Origin of the sequence: Clostridium sp. K13 (assembly GCF_019734195.1) — a bacterium.
Lineage (GTDB): Bacteria > Bacillota > Clostridia > Clostridiales > Clostridiaceae > Clostridium.
On record NZ_JAASHM010000005.1, the window covers coordinates 136,908 to 154,823 of the forward strand.

Consider the following 17,916-nt stretch of genomic DNA (forward strand, 5'->3'; position numbering starts at 1 on the left):
GTGATTAAGAAATTTAATGGTGTATTTATAATTATTATGATTATTGGGTGTAATTTTATAGGGTGTAGTGAAAGTATTAGTGCTAAAATTGAAAAAAATAATGAATTAAAAATAGGAATAACTGTATATAAGCAGGAAGATAAATTTATTTCTTGTATGACAAATATAATTGAAGAATATGTAATTAAAAAAGAAAATGAAACTGGCACTAAAATTACTGTAAATATATCAGATGCAAAGGGGAATTCAACATTACAAAATAGTCAAGTAGATAAATTTATAAGTGAAGATTATGATATTATATGTGTTAATATAGTGGATAGAACAGCAGCCTCTGTAATAATTAATAAAGCTAAAAAGTATGATATACCTGTTATATTCTTTAATAGAGAACCAGTAGAAGAGGATATTAATTTATGGGATAAAGTTTATTATGTTGGTGCTAATGCTGAAATGTCAGGTTCTATTCAGGGAAAAATAGTATTAGAGCAATATAATAAAGATAAATTTAGTGTAGATAAAAATAGAGATGAAAAGATACAATATGTTATGCTTGAGGGAGAGCCAGAGCATCAAGATTCGCTTATTAGAACAGAATCTACTATTAAAAAGATAACAGGTTTAGGTATTGAGGTTGAAAAACTAGCAAGTGATAGTGCCAATTGGCAAGGCTCACAAGCATATGAAAAGATAACACAATGGATTAATGAATTTGGTGATAAAATAGAAGTTGTTTTTAGTAATAATGATGATATGGCATTAGGAGCTATATCAGCATTTGAAAATGCAGATATAGAGAAAGAAGATAGACCACTTATAGTTGGAATTGATGGTATACCAGAGGCGTTAGAATGTATAAAGGATGGCTCTTTAAAGGGCACAGTATTTAATGACTATATAAGTCAAGCTGAAATGATGATAGATATTTCATATGATTTAAAATATAATTATGATTCTAAATTAATGAAAGGTTTAAATAAGACTCATCAATTTAAAACATCTTATAAGAAAATAACTGATGAAAATATAGATAGTTATATTAAAGAAGATATACAGTAGTAAAAATAAAATTTTTATAATATAAAAAGTATTAGTTACTGGATATATATTAAGTGTAATGATTATTTTAGGAGGTAAGATTATGGAGATAAGTGAACTAATTAATTTAATTGCTAATGTTGGTTTTCCAGTAGCTATTAGTGCATATTTACTAATAAGATTAGAAAAACAAATAATGTCATTAACACTTTCGATAAATAAACTTAACACCATAATTTCAACTAAACTTGGTGTTGTAATTAATAATGAATAAGTAAAAATTAAAAGTGAAGAGGTAAGAAGTATATATTTCACCTTTAGCTCTTCACTTTTCTTTTTTATATATTACCTAACTAATTTGATAAAAAATTAGTTTCCAGAAGTTATAGTATTAGTTATTGGAGGTACAACTTGTTTCTTTCTAGAAAGAACTCCAGGAAGGAATGCACCCTTATCCTTTAACGTAACCTTAAATGCTTTTTCAACTATTTCAGGTTTAGCACCTGTAACTAATATTTCAGAACCTTCGTTTAAGATATCAGTTAATAGTAATAGAACCATTTCTAAACCAGCTTCTTTAGCCTTTTGGTCCATATAATTTAACATTTCTTCTTTTAAAGGCATAAATCCTTCAATATCCATTGTATTAACTTGAGAGATACCTATTTTAGTACCTTCAATAGTAAATGGTTTGAAGTCAGTATTAAAGATTTGTTCAACAGTTTTACCTTTTAATGAAGTTCCTGCTTTAAACATTTCTTTTGCAAACTCTTCTATGTTTATACCAGCAATTTCAGAAAGCTTTTTGCAGATATATTGATCTTGTGGAGTGCAAGTTGGGCTTCTGAATAATAATGTATCAGAAATTATTGCTCCACAAAGAAGTCCTGCAGCTTTTCTTGATGGTCTAATTCCATTTTCAAAGAAGCATTTAGCAACTATTGTTGAAGTACTTCCAACTGGTTCATTTCTGAAGTAAATTGGATTATTAGTTTGGATATCAGCAACTCTGTGGTGGTCGATAATTTCTAATACTTCAGCATCTTCTAATCCATCAACAGATTGACCTCTTTCGTTATGGTCAACTTGAATAACTTTCTTCTTATGATTAGAGATTAGGTGGTATCTAGAAACAGTACCAACAACTCTTCCGTTTTGATCTAAAACAGGATAGCTTCTAAATCTAGTTTCACTCATAATTCCTTTTATATCATCAACTAAATCATCAGTTGTGAAAGAAACTATATTTTCTTTAACCATTACATACCCAACTGGGATACTTTGTACAATAAGTCTTGAAGCTGTGAATGAATCATGTTGAGTTACTATAATAGTTACTCCATGTTCTTTAGCTAAGCTTATTATTTTTTCAGATGGAGCATATCCACCAGTAACTATCATTAATGAAACATTAAGATTAATTAATGCAGCTTGAGCCTCTTCTCTGTCTCCAACAATAGCAATATCTCCTTCTTCTATGTGTTCAGACATAGTGTCAGGTTGCATAGCAGTTACAGCTATTTTACCAGGGAAGCACTTTCTATCTTCATTTACATAAGCAACTTTAGCAGATAATGTATCAATTATGTTATCTAAAGTTGTATTACTTTTTGCTAATATTCTGTTATCCCAGATATCCATATAGCAAGAAGTTAAGTTAGCTACAGCTAATACTCCTAATAAATGATCATTTTCATCAGCTACAGGTAAAGTTTTTATATTTTTGTCTCTCATGATTGACCAAGCAGTTTTTAATGAGATATCAGGAGATACTGGACTTATATTATCAAATTGTAAGTCTTCTACCTTAAGTTTTACTGTGTTTAAGAATTTTGGTGATTCTGCGTTGAAATAATCTAGTATAAATTGAGTTTCTTGATTTACATTACCAAGTCTACAAGCAACTGTCTCAACGTCACCAATCTTATTTTTAAATTCAGCATATGCGTAAGCTGCACATATTGAGTCTGAATCTGGATTTTTATGACCAGTTACATAAATTATATCTTTCATGCAATATGCCCTCCTTAGTTTGTTTAAATAAAGCTATATAGGATTAATAGCTTTATACATATTTTTGCATACTACTATTCTATATTTGTAAATGAGATTTGTAAATAAAAATGTAAAGTATATTAAGGATAAATTTATCTTAATTATTCATAGTATTACATAAACATTAATATATATATACAAGAGTTCTTAAAGAGGAGGAGAAAGGGTGATACAGGAAAAGGAATTTACTAGAGGATTAAGTACAAGAGAAGCAGAAAAAAGAATTAAAACTTATGGTTTAAATGAACTTAAACATAAAAAGAAAAAGTCACCAGTTTTAATTTTTTTATCTCAATTTAATGATTTTTTAGTATGGGTATTAATAGGTGCAACTATTATATCAGGAATTATTGGAGACAAAGCAGATGCGGTAACAATACTTATTATAGTAATTGTAAATGCAATATTAGGTTTTGTACAAGAATTCAGAACGGAAAAATCATTAGAAGCATTACAGGAAATGGCGGCTCCAACTTGTAAGGCTATAAGAGATGGAAATATTAAAGTTATAAATTCAAGAGAGTTAACAATTGGAGATGTTGTTATATTAGAGGCAGGAGATAGAATTCCAGCTGATGGAACATTTATTGATGCAGCTAATATGGTTGTAGATGAATCTTTATTAACAGGTGAATCAGTAGGTATATCAAAGGATACTAACAAAGGAAAAAATGAAGGATATATGGGGACAATAGTTTTAAAAGGTAGAGGTTTGTTATTAATTGATTCTATAGGAATGCAAACTGAAATGGGTAAAATAGCAAATCTTCTAGATAACATAGAAGAAGAAAAGTCACCTCTAAGGGAAAGATTAGATTCTTTAGGAAAGATATTAGTTATTGTTTGTATTGTAGTATGCATAATTGTAACTGTACTTGGAATATTAAGAGGAAATGATATTACTGAAATGTTCCTTTTGGGTGTATCATTAGCTGTTGCAGCAATACCAGAAGGATTAGCTGCCATAGTTACTGTAGCATTAGCTTTAGGAGTAAGCAGAATGCTTAAGAGAAATGCATTAATTAGAAAACTACCAGCTGTTGAAACTTTAGGATGTACTTCAGTAATTTGCTCAGATAAAACAGGAACATTAACCCAAAATAAAATGACAGTAAAAGAAATTTTAACAAATGGAAAAGTTTATGAATTAGATAAAGAAAAGATATATGATTGCGAAAAGCTTAAAGAAGCCTTTATATATTGCAATGATACAAATTATAATTATGATATTAAAGATGTTGATAAAGCTGTTATGGGAGATCCTACAGAAACAGCTTTAGTTAAAGTGTTTTTTAAAGAAACAAAGGAATTAGAAGGATTTATTGGAAGAGCTAATAGAGTATTTGAAATACCATTTGATTCTACTAGAAAGATGATGACAGTAATAATGAATGCAAATGGCAAAGAAACTTGTTATATGAAGGGTGCTCCAGAAAGAGTATTAGAGAGATGTAATGCTGTATTAGAAAATGGAAAGATAAAACCACTTACTGCTCAAAAGAAAAAACAAATATATAGTTATATCGAATCTATGTCTAATAGAGCATTAAGATGTATAGCAGCAGCTTATAAAGAAGAACATGTAGTTAAAAATGATTCAGTTGAAGAAAATTTAATTTTCTTAGGTGTTGCAGGAAGTATGGATCCTCCGAGAATAGAAGTTAAGGATGCAGTATTAAAATGTAAAATGGCAGGAGTTAAGCCTGTAATGATAACTGGTGACCATAAAAATACTGCCTTGGCAATTGCAAAGAGTATTAATATTTGTACTACGGATGATCAAGCTATTACTGGTGATGAGTTAGAAAAGATGTCTGATGAAGAACTAGCAAAGAGAGTATGTAAGTTAAGAGTTTTTGCTAGAGTATCCCCAAATCATAAGTTGAGAATAGTAAAGGCATTTAAAAAGAATAACAACATAGTTGCAATGACTGGGGATGGTGTTAATGATGCTCCAGCAATAAAAGAGGCTGATATTGGAGTTGCTATGGGTATATCAGGAACAGATGTTACTAAGGAAGCAGCAGCAATGGTTTTAATGGATGATAACTTTGCAACAATAGTATCTGCTGTAGAAGAGGGAAGAATTATATATGATAATATAAGAAAATTTATTAGATACTTACTATCTTGTAATTTAGGTGAAGTGTTAACAATGTTCTTAGCATCATTATTTTATTTGCCAAATCCACTTACACCAATACAAATTTTATTTGTAAATTTAGCTACAGATGGATTACCAGCTATTGCATTAGGAGTAGATCCTGCAGATAAAGATATAATGAGGCAGACTCCAAGAGAAAAAAATGAAGGTATATTTGCAAGAGGTCTTTGGGAGAAAATTATTGTTAGAGGATGTTTAATAGGAATTTGTACATTATTATCATTTATGGTTGGTAGATATTATGGAATGGATTTAGCAAGTTGCAGAACTATTGCATTATGTACATTAGTTATGTCTCAGCTTTTACATGTTTTTGAATGTAGATCAGAAAGACACTCTATATTTGAAATAAATGTATTAACTAATCCATACTTGTTAGGAGCAGTATTAGTTTCAATTACAATGATATGTGGAATATTATATATTCCATTCTTAAGAGGAGTATTTAATACAGTTGCTTTAAATTTAGGACAATGGCTATTAGTAATATTCTTCTCAGGAATAATATTCTTAATAAACAGTGTTTATCTTCTTATAAAATCTAAAAAGTAATTTTTAATAGGCTATCTCTAAGAGTGAGATGGCCTATTTTTATGAAAAAATAAAATAAAAATGTTTACAAGAAAAAAACACTTGTATTCCTTTGAAATACATGGTAATATTTTCATATGGTAATTATTGCTTAAAAGTAGAAATATAATACAGAGGAGTGGAAAATAAATAAAGTATTAGGGGGGTAAAATGAAATTTATAAGTACTAGAGGAAAAGGGGAAATTATTTCATCTTCTGAAGCAATTATAAAGGGCATTGCAGATGATGGAGGGTTATATGTTCCGATAGAATTTCCAAATTTATATGATGATTTGAAAAAGAAAATGGGGCTTTCTTATGAAGAATTAGCATATGAAATAATTGGAGAATTTTTTGATGATATTGATAATAAAAGTTTAAAAGAGGCAATAAATGAAGCATACAATAAAAAATTCTTTGTAAGGGAAGAAAAGAATTTTTTAGAACTATATCATGGGCCTACATCAGCTTTTAAGGATGCTGCGTTATTATTTTTACCACAAATAATGAAGGCAGCAAAGAAAAAGGAAAATATTAATGAAGAAATAGTTATATTAACAGCTACTTCCGGAGATACAGGTAAGGCTGCATTAAACGGATTTAGTAATGTGGATGGATTTAAGGTTGTAGTTTATTATCCAGAAAAAGGTGTAAGTCAAATTCAGCAAAAGCAAATGGTAACACAAGAAGGTAATAATGTAAAAGTAATCGGAATTAGGGGCAATTTCGATAATGCACAAAGTGGAGTTAAAACAATATTTGGGGATAATAAATTAAAGAATAAATTGAAAGAAAATGGATTTTTACTATCTTCAGCTAATTCAATTAATATTGGAAGATTAATACCACAAATTGTTTATTATTTTTATGGTTACTTTGATTTAGTTAATAAGAAAAAAATAAAAGAGGGCGATGAAATAAATGTAGTAGTTCCAACGGGGAACTTTGGTAATATATTAGCAGCTTACTATGGGAAAAGAATGGGGCTACCTATAGGAAAGTTAATATGTTCATCTAATGAAAATAATGTATTAACAGACTTCTTAAATACAGGGTTATATGATAAGAGAAGAGAGTTAATATTAACAGAATCACCATCAATGGATATCTTAATCTCATCAAATTTAGAAAGACTATTATTTGAGGCTAATAATAGGGATTCATTAGAAACTAAGAATCTTATGGAGGAATTGAGTAATAAAGGGGTATATTCAATTTCAAAAAGGGCAAAAGAGTTCTTAAGTGATTTTTATGGAAATTATGCAAATATAAATGAAGTCTATGAAGCTATTAAAGAGCTTTATAATAATGAAGGATATTTGATGGATACACATACTGCAGTGGGCTATGTAGTATTGAATAAGTATAGAAAAGAAACTTCAGATTATAGACAGGCGTTAGTTGCATCAACAGCTAGTCCTTATAAGTTTCCAAGAAGTATTTGCAATGCTTTAGGATTTGATATTAGTGAAAAGGATGAATTTGAAATATTAAATATATTAAGTACTAATACTAACACTAATATACCTAATAATCTAAAGGATTTAGATAAAAAAGAGGTGCTTCATAAGGAAATATGTGATAAGGACAAAATGAAAGAAAGTTTAATTGATTTTTTAAGTGGGGCTAAAAATGATTAGGGTAAGGGTACCAGCGACATCAGCCAATTTGGGGCCTGGTTTTGATTCGTTGGGAATTTCTTTAAATATATATAATGAATATGAATTTTCACTTGAAAAGAATAAGGGGCTATTCTTTGAGGGTGTAGAAAAAGAATTTCAAAATGAAAATAATATAATTTTTATGGCTATAAAGAAGATTTTTGATAAATATGACTTTAAATTTGAAGGCATAAGGATTAAAATAATAAAGCAAGATATCCCAATATCAAGGGGACTAGGTTCAAGCTCAAGCTGTATAGTAGCAGGACTTATAGGAGGTTTTGCTTTAATGGGCAAGGAAATAAATAAAAATGAGATATTAAGTTTGGCTGTTGATATTGAAGGTCATCCTGATAATGTATGTCCAGCTATTTTTGGAGGATTAGTTTCTACAATAATGGTAGATGGTAAAAAGCCATTATATAATTGTGTAGAAGTAAAAGAGGGAGTTAAGTTTATTGCATTAATTCCAAGATTTAAGCTTTCAACTGAAAAAGCAAGAGCAATACTACCTAAAGAGGTTTCCTTTAGAGATTGTGTTTATAATATAGGGAGGGCTGCCCTATTAATATCATGTTTCTCAAATGGTAATTATGCTTTATTAAAGGAAGCAAGTAAAGATAGGATTCATGAAAGATTTAGAAGTAAACTCATTGATAATTTTGATGAAGTTTATAATAAAGCGTTAGAACTTGGTGCATTTAGTTGTTTTTTAAGTGGGGCAGGACCAACGTTGATGGCAATTGTTGATAGTAAAGATATAGATTTTGTAAATAATTTTATGAGATTTATGAAAGAACAAGAATTAAATTGGGATATTAAAGAGTTAAAAATAGATAAACATGGGGCAAAAATTTTGAAAGGTGAATAATATGAACGGTGATTATTTAGTTATTGATAAAAAGGTTTTGCCAGAGGTATTTGAAAAGGTAATTAATACAAAAAAAATCTTACAAGAAGGTAAGGTAAAGGAAATTACAGAAGCTACAAAGCTTGCAGGAATAAGTAGAAGTGTTTATTATAAATATAAAGATTATGTTTTTGAATTTTCACAAATGTCCAATGGAAGAAAGGCAACGTTTAATATGATAATAGCTCATCAAAAAGGTGTGCTTTCTAATATATTAAACTTTATTTCAGAACATGGTGGAAATATTTTAACTATTGATCAAGGTATTCCAATTAATAATTTAGCAAATTTAAGTTTAACTATTGATATATCAACAATGAAAATTGAATTAAGTAAAATGCTAGAAGAGTTAAAACAATTAGAATTTGTAGATAAAGTTGAATTTATTGCAATGGAATAATAAAAAATAGAAAATTATGATTAATAAGTCAGGAATTATTTAGAAATAAAACCTGGCTTTTTTTTGTTATTAAAAAATAATAATTACAAAAACTATATAATATTTAAGAAAAAATTATATAATAAAATATATATTTCACAGAAAAATGATAGGAATACTAGATTTTATTGTATAAATAGTTTACTTATAGTAAAGTAAATGATAGAATTTTAAATTAATATGAAACAACTTTTACTAATGTGAAAGTTGTAAGTTAAATTTGTAAAATTTAAATTTTAAATTTTACTTATGATGTAAATACTAAAAGAAAGGAGTGATTGTCATTGAATATTTATTTTGATAATAGTGCTACTACTATGCCTTATGATGAAGTAATAGAAGAAGTAAGTAAAGGTATGAAGGAGTATTTTGGCAATCCATCATCTTTACATAAGATTGGGATTAATTGTGAAAAAAGATTAAATGAAGCTAGAGAGTATTTTGCATCTACCATTAAATGCAACAAGGATGAGATATATTTTACTTCTGGTGGAAGTGAAGGAAATAATCTTATTTTAAAAGGGTTACTTAAACCAGGTCATCATTTTATAACAACAACTTTTGAACATCATTCTATAATTAATACATGTAAAGAGCTAGAAGAAAAAGGTGTTAGAATTACATATTTAGATGTTGATAATGATGGTAGAATTTCATTAGAAGATTTAGAAGAAGCTATATGTAAGGATACAGTTTTAGTTTCAATAATGTATGTTAATAATGAAATGGGAGTTATACAGGATATTGAAGCTATAGGAAATTTAATTAAGGAAAAAAGTTCTAGGGCAAAATTTCATGTAGATGCTGTTCAAGGTTATGGAAAATTACCTATAGATGTTAGTAAGGCAAAAGTAGATTTATTAACAGTAGCAGGACATAAAATTCATGGACCTAAGGGAACAGGATTAGTTTACATAAAAAAAGGAATAATATTAAATTCACTTATTTCAGGTGGTAGCCAAGAAAAAGGCTTTAGAGCTGGAACAGAAAATCTTCCAGGAATAATTGGATTTGAGAAAGCTGCAAAAATAACTTTTGAAAATATGAATAAGAGATATACAGAAGTTTCTGAGTTAAAATCATATTTTATTGAAAAATTAAAAGAAATAAATGATGTTAGAATAAATAGTGGAATAGAAGGATTTAGTCCTTATATTTTAAATGTATCTTTTTTAGGTGTAAGAGCTGAAGTATTATTGCATTTATTAGAGGAAGCAGGAGTATATGTAGCTACTGGATCTGCATGTACATCAAAAAGTAGTGCGGCTCATGGAAGTTATGTAATAAAAGCTTTAGGATTAAATAATAGAGAAATTGAATCTGCAATAAGATTTTCTTTTTCATATGAAAATACAAAAGAAGAGGTAGATTATACAATTGATGTACTGAAAAAGTCATTAATGTTTTTAAGGAGAGTAAAAAGATGAACAATAAGTTAATATTAGTTAAATATGCTTCAGAAATATTCCTAAAAGGATTAAATAGAGGAAAGTTCGAAAGAAAATTAAAAGAAAATATAGAAAAGAAGCTTTCTGGATTACAGTTTGAATTTGTTACTGACCAAGGAAGAGGATTTATAAAGGCTGAGGATATAGATGCTGCAGTAGAAAGAGTAAGAAAAGTTTTTGGAGTTGCAGAAGTTTGTATAGTTACTGAAGTAGAAAGAGACTTAACTGCAATAAAGGAGGAAGCTTTAAGAAAAGTTAAAGAATCAAATCCAAAGACATTTAAAATAGAAACAAATAGAGCTAATAAAAAATTCCACTTAAATTCTATTGAAACATCTAGAGATGTTGGAGGCTATGTACTTCATCATTTTGGAGAAGGATTAGAGGTTGATGTTAAAAATCCTGAATGTTTAGTAAATGTTGAAATTAGAGAAAAAGCATATGTATTTACAAGTAAAGATAAAATAAAAGGTGTTGGTGGATTACCTTACGGAATGAATGGTAGCACAATGCTTATGTTATCAGGAGGAATTGATTCGCCGGTTGCTGGATACTTAATGGCTAGAAGAGGTGTAGAGCTTAATTGTGTATATTATCACAGTCATCCATATACTTCAGAAAGAGCTAAGGATAAGGTTAAAGAATTAGCTAAAATACTTGCTAATTATACAGAAAGAGTTAACTTATATATAGTGCCATTTACAGATATCCAATTAGATATAATGGAAAAGTGTAGACAAGATGAATTAACTATATTAATGAGAAGATTTATGATGAGATGTGCTTGTAGTTTAGCTGAAAAGTATGGAGTACAATCAGTTTCAAGTGGAGAAAGCATAGGTCAAGTTGCCAGTCAAACTATGGAAGGTTTAATAGTAAGTACTGACTGTGCAGATAGACCAGTATTTAGACCATTAATTGCAATGGATAAAGGTGATATTATGGATATTGCCAAGGAAATAGGAACTTATGATACTTCAATTTTACCATATGAAGATTGTTGTACAATATTTGTTCCAAAACATCCCAAAACTAAACCACAATTAGAAGCAATGAGAAAAGCGGAATCAGTTTTAGATATAGATGCAATGGTAGAAAAGGCAATTAATAATACTGAATTAGTAGTTTATTAAAAATATAATAAAGAATAAAATTATTAACCACACTATGTATTTAAATAAATATATGGTGTGGTTTTGTTAATTAATGTAGGATTTAAGTTTATAAATTAATAATGTTTATAATAATTCTTTATTTATCTATAGTATTAATAGTATAATCAATAGTGTTAAATATTCTAAAAGTAAATTAAGATAAAGAGGATGTAAATAAAGATGATTGAAATAATATTAGCAATATTAGTAATAGGTTGCATTATATATATATTTAAGGGTGATTTTACAAGAAAAAGTGTAGGAGTAACAGTTCTTGAAAGCTTACCTTTATCTATTTTTAAAAAATGGGGTAAAGAAAATAATAGTATTAAACAAGAAAAAATAGTTGAAATAAATAATATAGAAACTATTAATGATAAAAATACTGTTGATATAGGTAATGAAGTATTAAGTGAAGTAGCCATTACTACAATAAATGAAGAAAGTGAAATTATAGATATAAAAGATAATATAGAAGAAATAAAAATTATAGAAGAACCTAAAACAATGGATTTAGTACAAGAAATAAAAGAAGAAGTAGAGAATGAAGTTAATAATTATTCTGAAAATATTTTTGATACTGTAATGGATGAATCTAAAGAAATTATAGAAAATAAAGAAATTAATGAAGAAGTAAGGGAAAATAGTAAAGAAATAAATAGCGAAATTAATAATATAAATGAAGTATTTAATGAAAAAAGTGAAGAATTAGTATTTTGGACTCCAAAAGGAAAAACCTATCATGCTAAAAGTTCTTGTAGGACTTTAGCTAGAAGCAAAGTGATAAATAGTGGAACTGTATATGAAAGTGGAAAAGACTTTAAGTGCGAGCATTGTAAATAAAAAATAACAAATTTTAACTCCTCATTGTAATAATTGGATAAAAAATATAAAATTAACATAGTATACCAATAAATAGGGGGAGAATAATGCTTTCAAAATTTAGTGTAAGAAAACCATTTACAGTTTTCGTATCTGTAATATTAGTTATATTGCTAGGTATAATTTCATTTACAAAAATGACTACAGATCTATTACCAAGTATAGATTTGCCATATGTTATGGTTATGACAACATATCCAGGAGCAAGTCCAGAAAAGGTTGAACTAACTGTAACTAAGCCTTTAGAGCAAACCCTTGCAACAACTAGTGGAGTAAAAAGTATAAATAGTATATCTAGTGAAAATTCTAGTCTTATAATTTTAGAGTTTGAACAAAGTATAAATATGGATAGTGTTTTAATTGAAATGAGTAGTTATATTGACTTGGTACAAGCTCAATTAGCAGATGAAGTACAAACACCAATGCTTATGAAAATGAATCCAGATATGCTACCTATAATGGTTGCAAGTATAGATATTAACAGTATGGACACTAAGGAAATAACTAAAGTAGTTAATGAAACAGTAATACCAGCCTTTGAAAAAATTGAAGGTGTAGCATCTGTAAGTGCAACAGGATTAGTTGAAGAAAAGTTAAAAATTCAATTAAATCAAGATAAGATAGATGAAATTAACAATAAGGTTTTAGCAAGTATAGATAGTGGACTAGCTGAAGGAAAAGCTAAATTAGATGATGCAAAAAATCAATTAGCTACGGGAAAAGAACAGTTAGAATCACAAGGAAAAACACAAATAACACAATTAGCAGAGGCATCTGCTGCTATTGAAAGTGGTAAAACTAAGCTATTAGAAGGTATTAATAGTTTATCATTAGCCCAAAATAACTTAGAAACTCAAAAGGCAGATTTAGAATCAAAGAAAAAACTTTTAGAAAGGCTATTAGAAAAGCAACAAGAATTAGGTTTTGATTTAACTGAAGAAGAAAAGAAATTACTTGAACAGTTAACAACTGGATTAGAACAAATTGAAAGTGGATTATCAGAGATAATTAATCAAAAGTCAAATTTAGAAACTCAATTAACTACAATATCGGCAAAAGAAAAAGAATTAGAAATAGGAAAACTAACATTAAATCAAGAATTAAGTAAAGCTTCAGCCCAACTAATAACAAGCGAATCGGAATTAGACAAGGGTATAAAGGAGTTTGAAGAAGCTAGAGATGAAGCTTATAAAAATGCAGGAATAGGGGAAGCACTTTCTTCAAGCACTATATCAAATATTTTAATGGCAGAAAACTTTTCAATGCCAGCAGGATATATAACTGAAGATGAAGAAAAGTATCTAGTTAAAGTAGGAGAAGAATTTTCATCTATAGAAGAGTTAGAAAATTTATTGTTATTTAATATTGATGTAGAGGGTGTTGGAAATATATATCTTAAGGATGTAGCACAAGTTTCCTTTACTGATAATTCAGATGAAATGTATGCAAAAATAAATGGAAATGATGGAATAATATTATCATTTCAAAAGCAGAGTACTTACTCTACATCAGAGGTTTCAGATAAAATCAATAAGACAATAGAAACCCTTCAAAAAAGTAATCAAGATATGCACATAACATCTCTTGAGGACCAAGGAGTATATATTAATATTGTAGTTCAATCAGTATTAAGCAATTTAATATTAGGTGGAGTTTTAGCAATAATAATTTTATTTATATTCTTAAGAAATGTAAAACCAACAGTAATAATTGCATTTAGTATTCCAATAAGTTTATTATTTGCACTTGTAATGATGTATTTTAGTGGAGTAACGATGAATATTATTTCATTAGCTGGTTTAGCCTTAGGGGTTGGTATGCTGGTGGATAATAGTATAGTTGTAATTGAAAATATATATAGGCTTAGAAATGAAGGAATGTCATCAGTAGAATCAGCAGTTAAAGGTGCAACACAAGTTGCAGGAGCAATTTTTGCATCAACACTTACAACCATTTGTGTATTTTTACCAATAGTGTTTACGGAAGGGTTATCAAGACAACTATTTACTGATATGGGATTAACAATAGCATATTCTTTATTAGCAAGTTTAATTGTAGCATTAACATTGGTACCAGCTATGGCTTCAAATATACTTAAAAAGTCAGTTGAAAAAGAACATAAGATATTTAATAAATTTGTAGTTTATTATGAAAAAACTTTAAGATTTTCGATAAAGCATAAAGCAGTATTCTTAATTTTAGCAGTTGTATTATTAATAGGAAGTACTGTTATTGCAATATCAAAGGGAAGTTCACTTTTACCTACCATGGATAGTACTCAAATTACTGTAACTATGGAAATGGACAAGGAAACTAAAACAGAAGAATTAAGAGAAATGAGTAATACTGTAATAGATAAGATATCAGATATTGAAGATATAGAAACTATAGGTGCCATGCAAAGCTCAGGTGGAATGAGTTTAATGGGGGGTGGAAATAGTAAATCAATTTCTTTTTATATAATTTTAAAAGATGATAAAAAGTTATCTAGCAAAGAAGTTGGGCAACTTATAGAAGATAAGACTAAAGATTTAAACTGTGAAATAAGTGTTAATACATCAACTATGGATATGTCTGCCTTAGGAGATTCAGGAATAAGCATAGCAATAGAAGGTGATAATTTAGATACTCTGAAAAATATTGCAGGAGATATATCAAAAATTCTTGGAGAAGTAGAGGGAACAATTGAAATTTCAGATGGATTAGAAGATGCATCAATGGAAACGAGAATAACTGTTGATAAAAATAAAGCTATGGAGTATGGATTAACAGTGGCACAAGTTTATCAAGCTGTAGCAAAGGAATTATCTTTAGAAACTTCATCAACAACTATAAATTTAAATTCAAATGATTATCCTGTAATAATAGCACAAGATGATGAAAATGCTTTAAAGAGAGATAATTTAAAGGATATTAAAATTAAGGGAAATAAAAATGGTAATGAAGAAGAAGTGTTATTAAGTACAATTGCAACTATAACAGAAGAAAAAGGATTATCATCAATTAACCATGTTGAGCAAGTAAGATCCTTATCAGTTACAGCAGCAGTAGATTCAAATCATAATGTAGGTAAGGTTAGTAATGAAATTGAAAAGAAACTTAAAGCTTATAATGTTCCGGAAGGGTATACTATAGAAATTGGTGGAGAGCAAGATGCCATGAATCAAGCTTTTGGAGATTTAATAAGTATGATTGCATTAGCAATAGTATTTATATATCTTATTATGATTGCTCAATTCCAATCATTATTATCACCGTTTATAGTATTATTTACAATACCACTTGCCTTTACAGGAGGATTCTTAGCTTTAATTATTACAGGCTTTGAATTAAATATGATTTCTATATTAGGATTTTTAATACTTGCAGGTATAGTAGTTAATAATGGAATAGTATTTGTAGATTATGTTAATCAGCTTAGAATGGAAGGTATGGAAAAGAAAGAAGCATTAGTAGTGGCAGGAAAAACAAGAGTAAGACCAATATTAATGACTGCTTTAACTACTATTTTAGGACTTTCTACCTTAGCAATGGGATTAGGAATGGGAGCGGATATGATTCAACCTATGGCTATTGTAACAATAGGTGGATTAACTTATGCAACGGTTTTAACGTTATTTATAGTTCCTATAATGTATGACATACTTCATAGGAAAAAATTAAAAGGAAATTTTAATGATAAATTAATAGATGAAATATATTAAGGCGTTTAAACATTTATTTGCTATTATTAAATATAAAAAAGGGGCTGTATCAAAATAACTTTTGATACTAGCCGAATAAGAAAGGGAGGATTCGAATTCGAATCCTCCCTTTTGCACATAATATTGTTATGAAAAACATTAAATTAAAAAACAATATTATACACATTCATCAATTAGGATTCCCAATTAATTTAGAAATTATTATACCGAAAGATGATTCAGTAAGAACATTATATGAAGTAACGGAGGGACTAGATTATTCAAAATTATATGAAGCATACTCTACTGAAGGTAGAAATCCAATGATCTTACCTGAAACATTATTTAGAATAGTTGCTTATGGCTATATGGAAGGTATATATTCTAGTAGAAAGCTTGAAAAAGCTTGTAAAAGAGATATTAACTTTCGTTGGCTTTTGCAGGGGCAAAAGGAACCGAGTCATAATACAATTGCAAGATTTAGAAGTAAAAGGTTGGAAGAATGTGTAGAAGACTTATTTTCACAATTTATAATTGAGTTAGAAAAGCGAAATGAAATAGAATTTGAAAATTTATTTGTTGATGGTACAAAAATCGAAGCGAATGCTAATAGATATAGCTTTGTTTGGAAAAAAGCTACTGATAAATTTGAAGAAAAATTACAAAATAAAATGCATGAAATATTATTAGATATAAATTCAGAACTTAATTTAAAGCTAGATATATCAGATGAAAAAATTTCAGTTGAATATGCATTAGCGGTAAAAGATAAACTTATTGAAATTAAAGAAAAAGAAGGATTAGATTTTGTATATGGAAAAGGCAAAAGAAAAAGTAGCCTTCAAAAATATACTGAAACAATTAGTGATTTTATAGAAAAACAAAGTAAATATGATGAATACAATAAAATTTTTAATGGAAGAAATAGTTTTTCAAAAACTGATCATGACGCTACTTTCATGCATATGAAAGAGGATCATATGAAAAATGGTCAGTTAAAACCAGCATATAATGTTCAAATAGGGGTAGAAGGTGAATATATAGTTGGAATAGATATATCAAGTGAAAGATCAGATCAACTTACCTTTATACCATTTTTAGATAAGTTAGAAAAGAACTTAAATAAAAAATATAAATCTATAACTGCTGACGCAGGATACGAAAGTGAAGAAAACTATACATATTTAGAAAATAATAATCAAAAAGCTTTCATTAAGCCTCAAACATATGAAAAATCAAAAACTAAAAAGTTTAAAAATGATATTAGTAAAAGAGAAAATATGCAATATAACCAAGAGGATGATTACTATATTTGTGCTGCTGGCAAGAAACTACTTCCTAAAGGATCTACTACAAGAAAATCAAAATCAAACTTTAAATCAATAGTAAGTATCTACGAATGCGAAAGCTGTTTAGGGTGTGAATATAAAAATAAATGCACAAAAGCTAAGAATAATAGGCAATTACATGTTCCTAAAGAATTTTTAAGATTAAGATCTGAATCATTAGCTAATATAACAACCAAGGAAGGTATACGTTTAAGAATAAATAGATCTATTCAAGTTGAAGGTGCATTTGCAGTAATTAAACAAGATTATGGATTTAGAAGATTTTTAATGAGAGGAAATAAGAAAGTCAGAATAGAATTATTGATAATGGCATTTGCTTATAATGTTAATAAATTGCACAACAAAACTTTACAAGGTCGAAACGGCGAGCTGTTGCACGAGCCGAAAGGTGCATAATAAAAACTATATATGAAAATTATACCAGAAGGCATCTAACCTTCTTTTTGTCATGTAAAAAAACAAAATTAATAGCAATATTTACATAAAAATTAGTGTATAAAATTTTGAACAATTAAAAAGGAGTTGTATTCAGACTGAATTTATTAATTCAATCTGATACAGC

12 protein-coding genes are annotated in these 17,916 nt (G+C 28.3%); 11 read left to right on the forward strand and 1 reads right to left on the reverse strand.

From position 1 onward, the window contains the following. Complete coding sequence (locus tag HCG76_RS05275) at positions 1 to 1,059, forward strand: galactose ABC transporter substrate-binding protein (RefSeq protein WP_294172477.1); 1,059 nt, start codon at positions 1 to 3, stop codon at positions 1,057 to 1,059. Between the two features lie 82 nt (positions 1,060 to 1,141). After that, positions 1,142 to 1,312 (forward strand): YvrJ family protein, encoded by a 171-nt coding sequence (locus HCG76_RS05280; RefSeq protein ID WP_195987289.1) that lies wholly within the window; start codon positions 1,142 to 1,144, stop codon positions 1,310 to 1,312. A gap of 95 nt (positions 1,313 to 1,407) precedes the next feature. Here HCG76_RS05280 and HCG76_RS05285 read toward each other — a convergent pair whose 3' ends face one another. Next, positions 1,408 to 3,051, reverse strand: coding sequence for a putative manganese-dependent inorganic diphosphatase (locus tag HCG76_RS05285; protein WP_221700327.1), 1,644 nt, complete (start codon positions 3,049 to 3,051; stop codon positions 1,408 to 1,410). 208 nt (positions 3,052 to 3,259) lie between these two features. Here HCG76_RS05285 and HCG76_RS05290 point away from each other — a divergent pair, with 208 nt between their 5' ends. The 9 genes from HCG76_RS05290 to HCG76_RS05330 all read left to right on the forward strand — a co-directional run bounded on the left by HCG76_RS05290 (position 3,260) and on the right by HCG76_RS05330 (position 17,750). Beyond that, on the forward strand, positions 3,260 to 5,809 hold the full coding sequence (locus tag HCG76_RS05290; RefSeq protein WP_221700326.1) for a calcium-translocating P-type ATPase, PMCA-type: 2,550 nt from the start codon (positions 3,260 to 3,262) through the stop codon (positions 5,807 to 5,809). 189 nt (positions 5,810 to 5,998) lie between these two features. Further along, positions 5,999 to 7,468, forward strand: a complete 1,470-nt coding sequence (thrC, locus tag HCG76_RS05295; protein WP_221700325.1) for a threonine synthase — start codon at positions 5,999 to 6,001, stop codon at positions 7,466 to 7,468. Continuing rightward, on the forward strand, positions 7,461 to 8,360 hold the full coding sequence (gene thrB, locus HCG76_RS05300; RefSeq protein WP_221700324.1) for a homoserine kinase: 900 nt from the start codon (positions 7,461 to 7,463) through the stop codon (positions 8,358 to 8,360). The genes thrC and thrB overlap by 8 nt, the downstream gene beginning before the upstream one ends. A gap of 1 nt (position 8,361) precedes the next feature. Beyond that, positions 8,362 to 8,799 carry an ACT domain-containing protein gene (locus HCG76_RS05305; protein ID WP_195987284.1) on the forward strand — a complete coding sequence of 146 codons (438 nt, stop codon included), beginning with the start codon at positions 8,362 to 8,364 and terminating at the stop codon, positions 8,797 to 8,799. 323 nt (positions 8,800 to 9,122) lie between these two features. Next, positions 9,123 to 10,265, forward strand: coding sequence for a cysteine desulfurase family protein (locus HCG76_RS05310; protein ID WP_221700323.1), 1,143 nt, complete (start codon positions 9,123 to 9,125; stop codon positions 10,263 to 10,265). Then, positions 10,262 to 11,419, forward strand: coding sequence for a tRNA uracil 4-sulfurtransferase ThiI (thiI, locus tag HCG76_RS05315; protein WP_221700322.1), 1,158 nt, complete (start codon positions 10,262 to 10,264; stop codon positions 11,417 to 11,419). Before HCG76_RS05310 ends, thiI begins: the two co-directional genes overlap by 4 nt. Before the next feature lie 201 nt (positions 11,420 to 11,620). After that, positions 11,621 to 12,283 carry a hypothetical protein gene (locus HCG76_RS05320; protein WP_221700321.1) on the forward strand — a complete coding sequence of 221 codons (663 nt, stop codon included), beginning with the start codon at positions 11,621 to 11,623 and terminating at the stop codon, positions 12,281 to 12,283. Positions 12,284 to 12,369: 86 nt separating this feature from the next. Next, entirely contained in the window at positions 12,370 to 16,026 is a 3,657-nt protein-coding gene (locus HCG76_RS05325) for an efflux RND transporter permease subunit (RefSeq protein WP_221700320.1), read from the forward strand. Between the two features lie 128 nt (positions 16,027 to 16,154). Continuing rightward, on the forward strand, positions 16,155 to 17,750 hold the full coding sequence (locus HCG76_RS05330; RefSeq protein ID WP_260458081.1) for an IS1182 family transposase: 1,596 nt from the start codon (positions 16,155 to 16,157) through the stop codon (positions 17,748 to 17,750). Positions 17,751 to 17,916 lie beyond the last annotated feature (166 nt).

Bases quoted from the DNA above. Each gene is read 5' to 3' on its own strand.
- thrC (WP_221700325.1), top strand. From the start codon at position 5,999: ATGAAATTTATAAGTACTAGAGGAAAAGGGGAAATTATTTCATCTTCT.
- thiI (WP_221700322.1), top strand. From the start codon at position 10,262: ATGAACAATAAGTTAATATTAGTTAAATATGCTTCAGAAATATTCCTA.
- HCG76_RS05330 (WP_260458081.1), top strand. From the start codon at position 16,155: ATGAAAAACATTAAATTAAAAAACAATATTATACACATTCATCAATTA.
- HCG76_RS05285 (WP_221700327.1), bottom strand. From the start codon at position 3,051: ATGAAAGATATAATTTATGTAACTGGTCATAAAAATCCAGATTCAGAC.
- HCG76_RS05305 (WP_195987284.1), top strand. From the start codon at position 8,362: ATGAACGGTGATTATTTAGTTATTGATAAAAAGGTTTTGCCAGAGGTA.
- HCG76_RS05280 (WP_195987289.1), top strand. From the start codon at position 1,142: ATGGAGATAAGTGAACTAATTAATTTAATTGCTAATGTTGGTTTTCCA.
- thrB (WP_221700324.1), top strand. From the start codon at position 7,461: ATGATTAGGGTAAGGGTACCAGCGACATCAGCCAATTTGGGGCCTGGT.
- HCG76_RS05320 (WP_221700321.1), top strand. From the start codon at position 11,621: ATGATTGAAATAATATTAGCAATATTAGTAATAGGTTGCATTATATAT.
- HCG76_RS05325 (WP_221700320.1), top strand. From the start codon at position 12,370: ATGCTTTCAAAATTTAGTGTAAGAAAACCATTTACAGTTTTCGTATCT.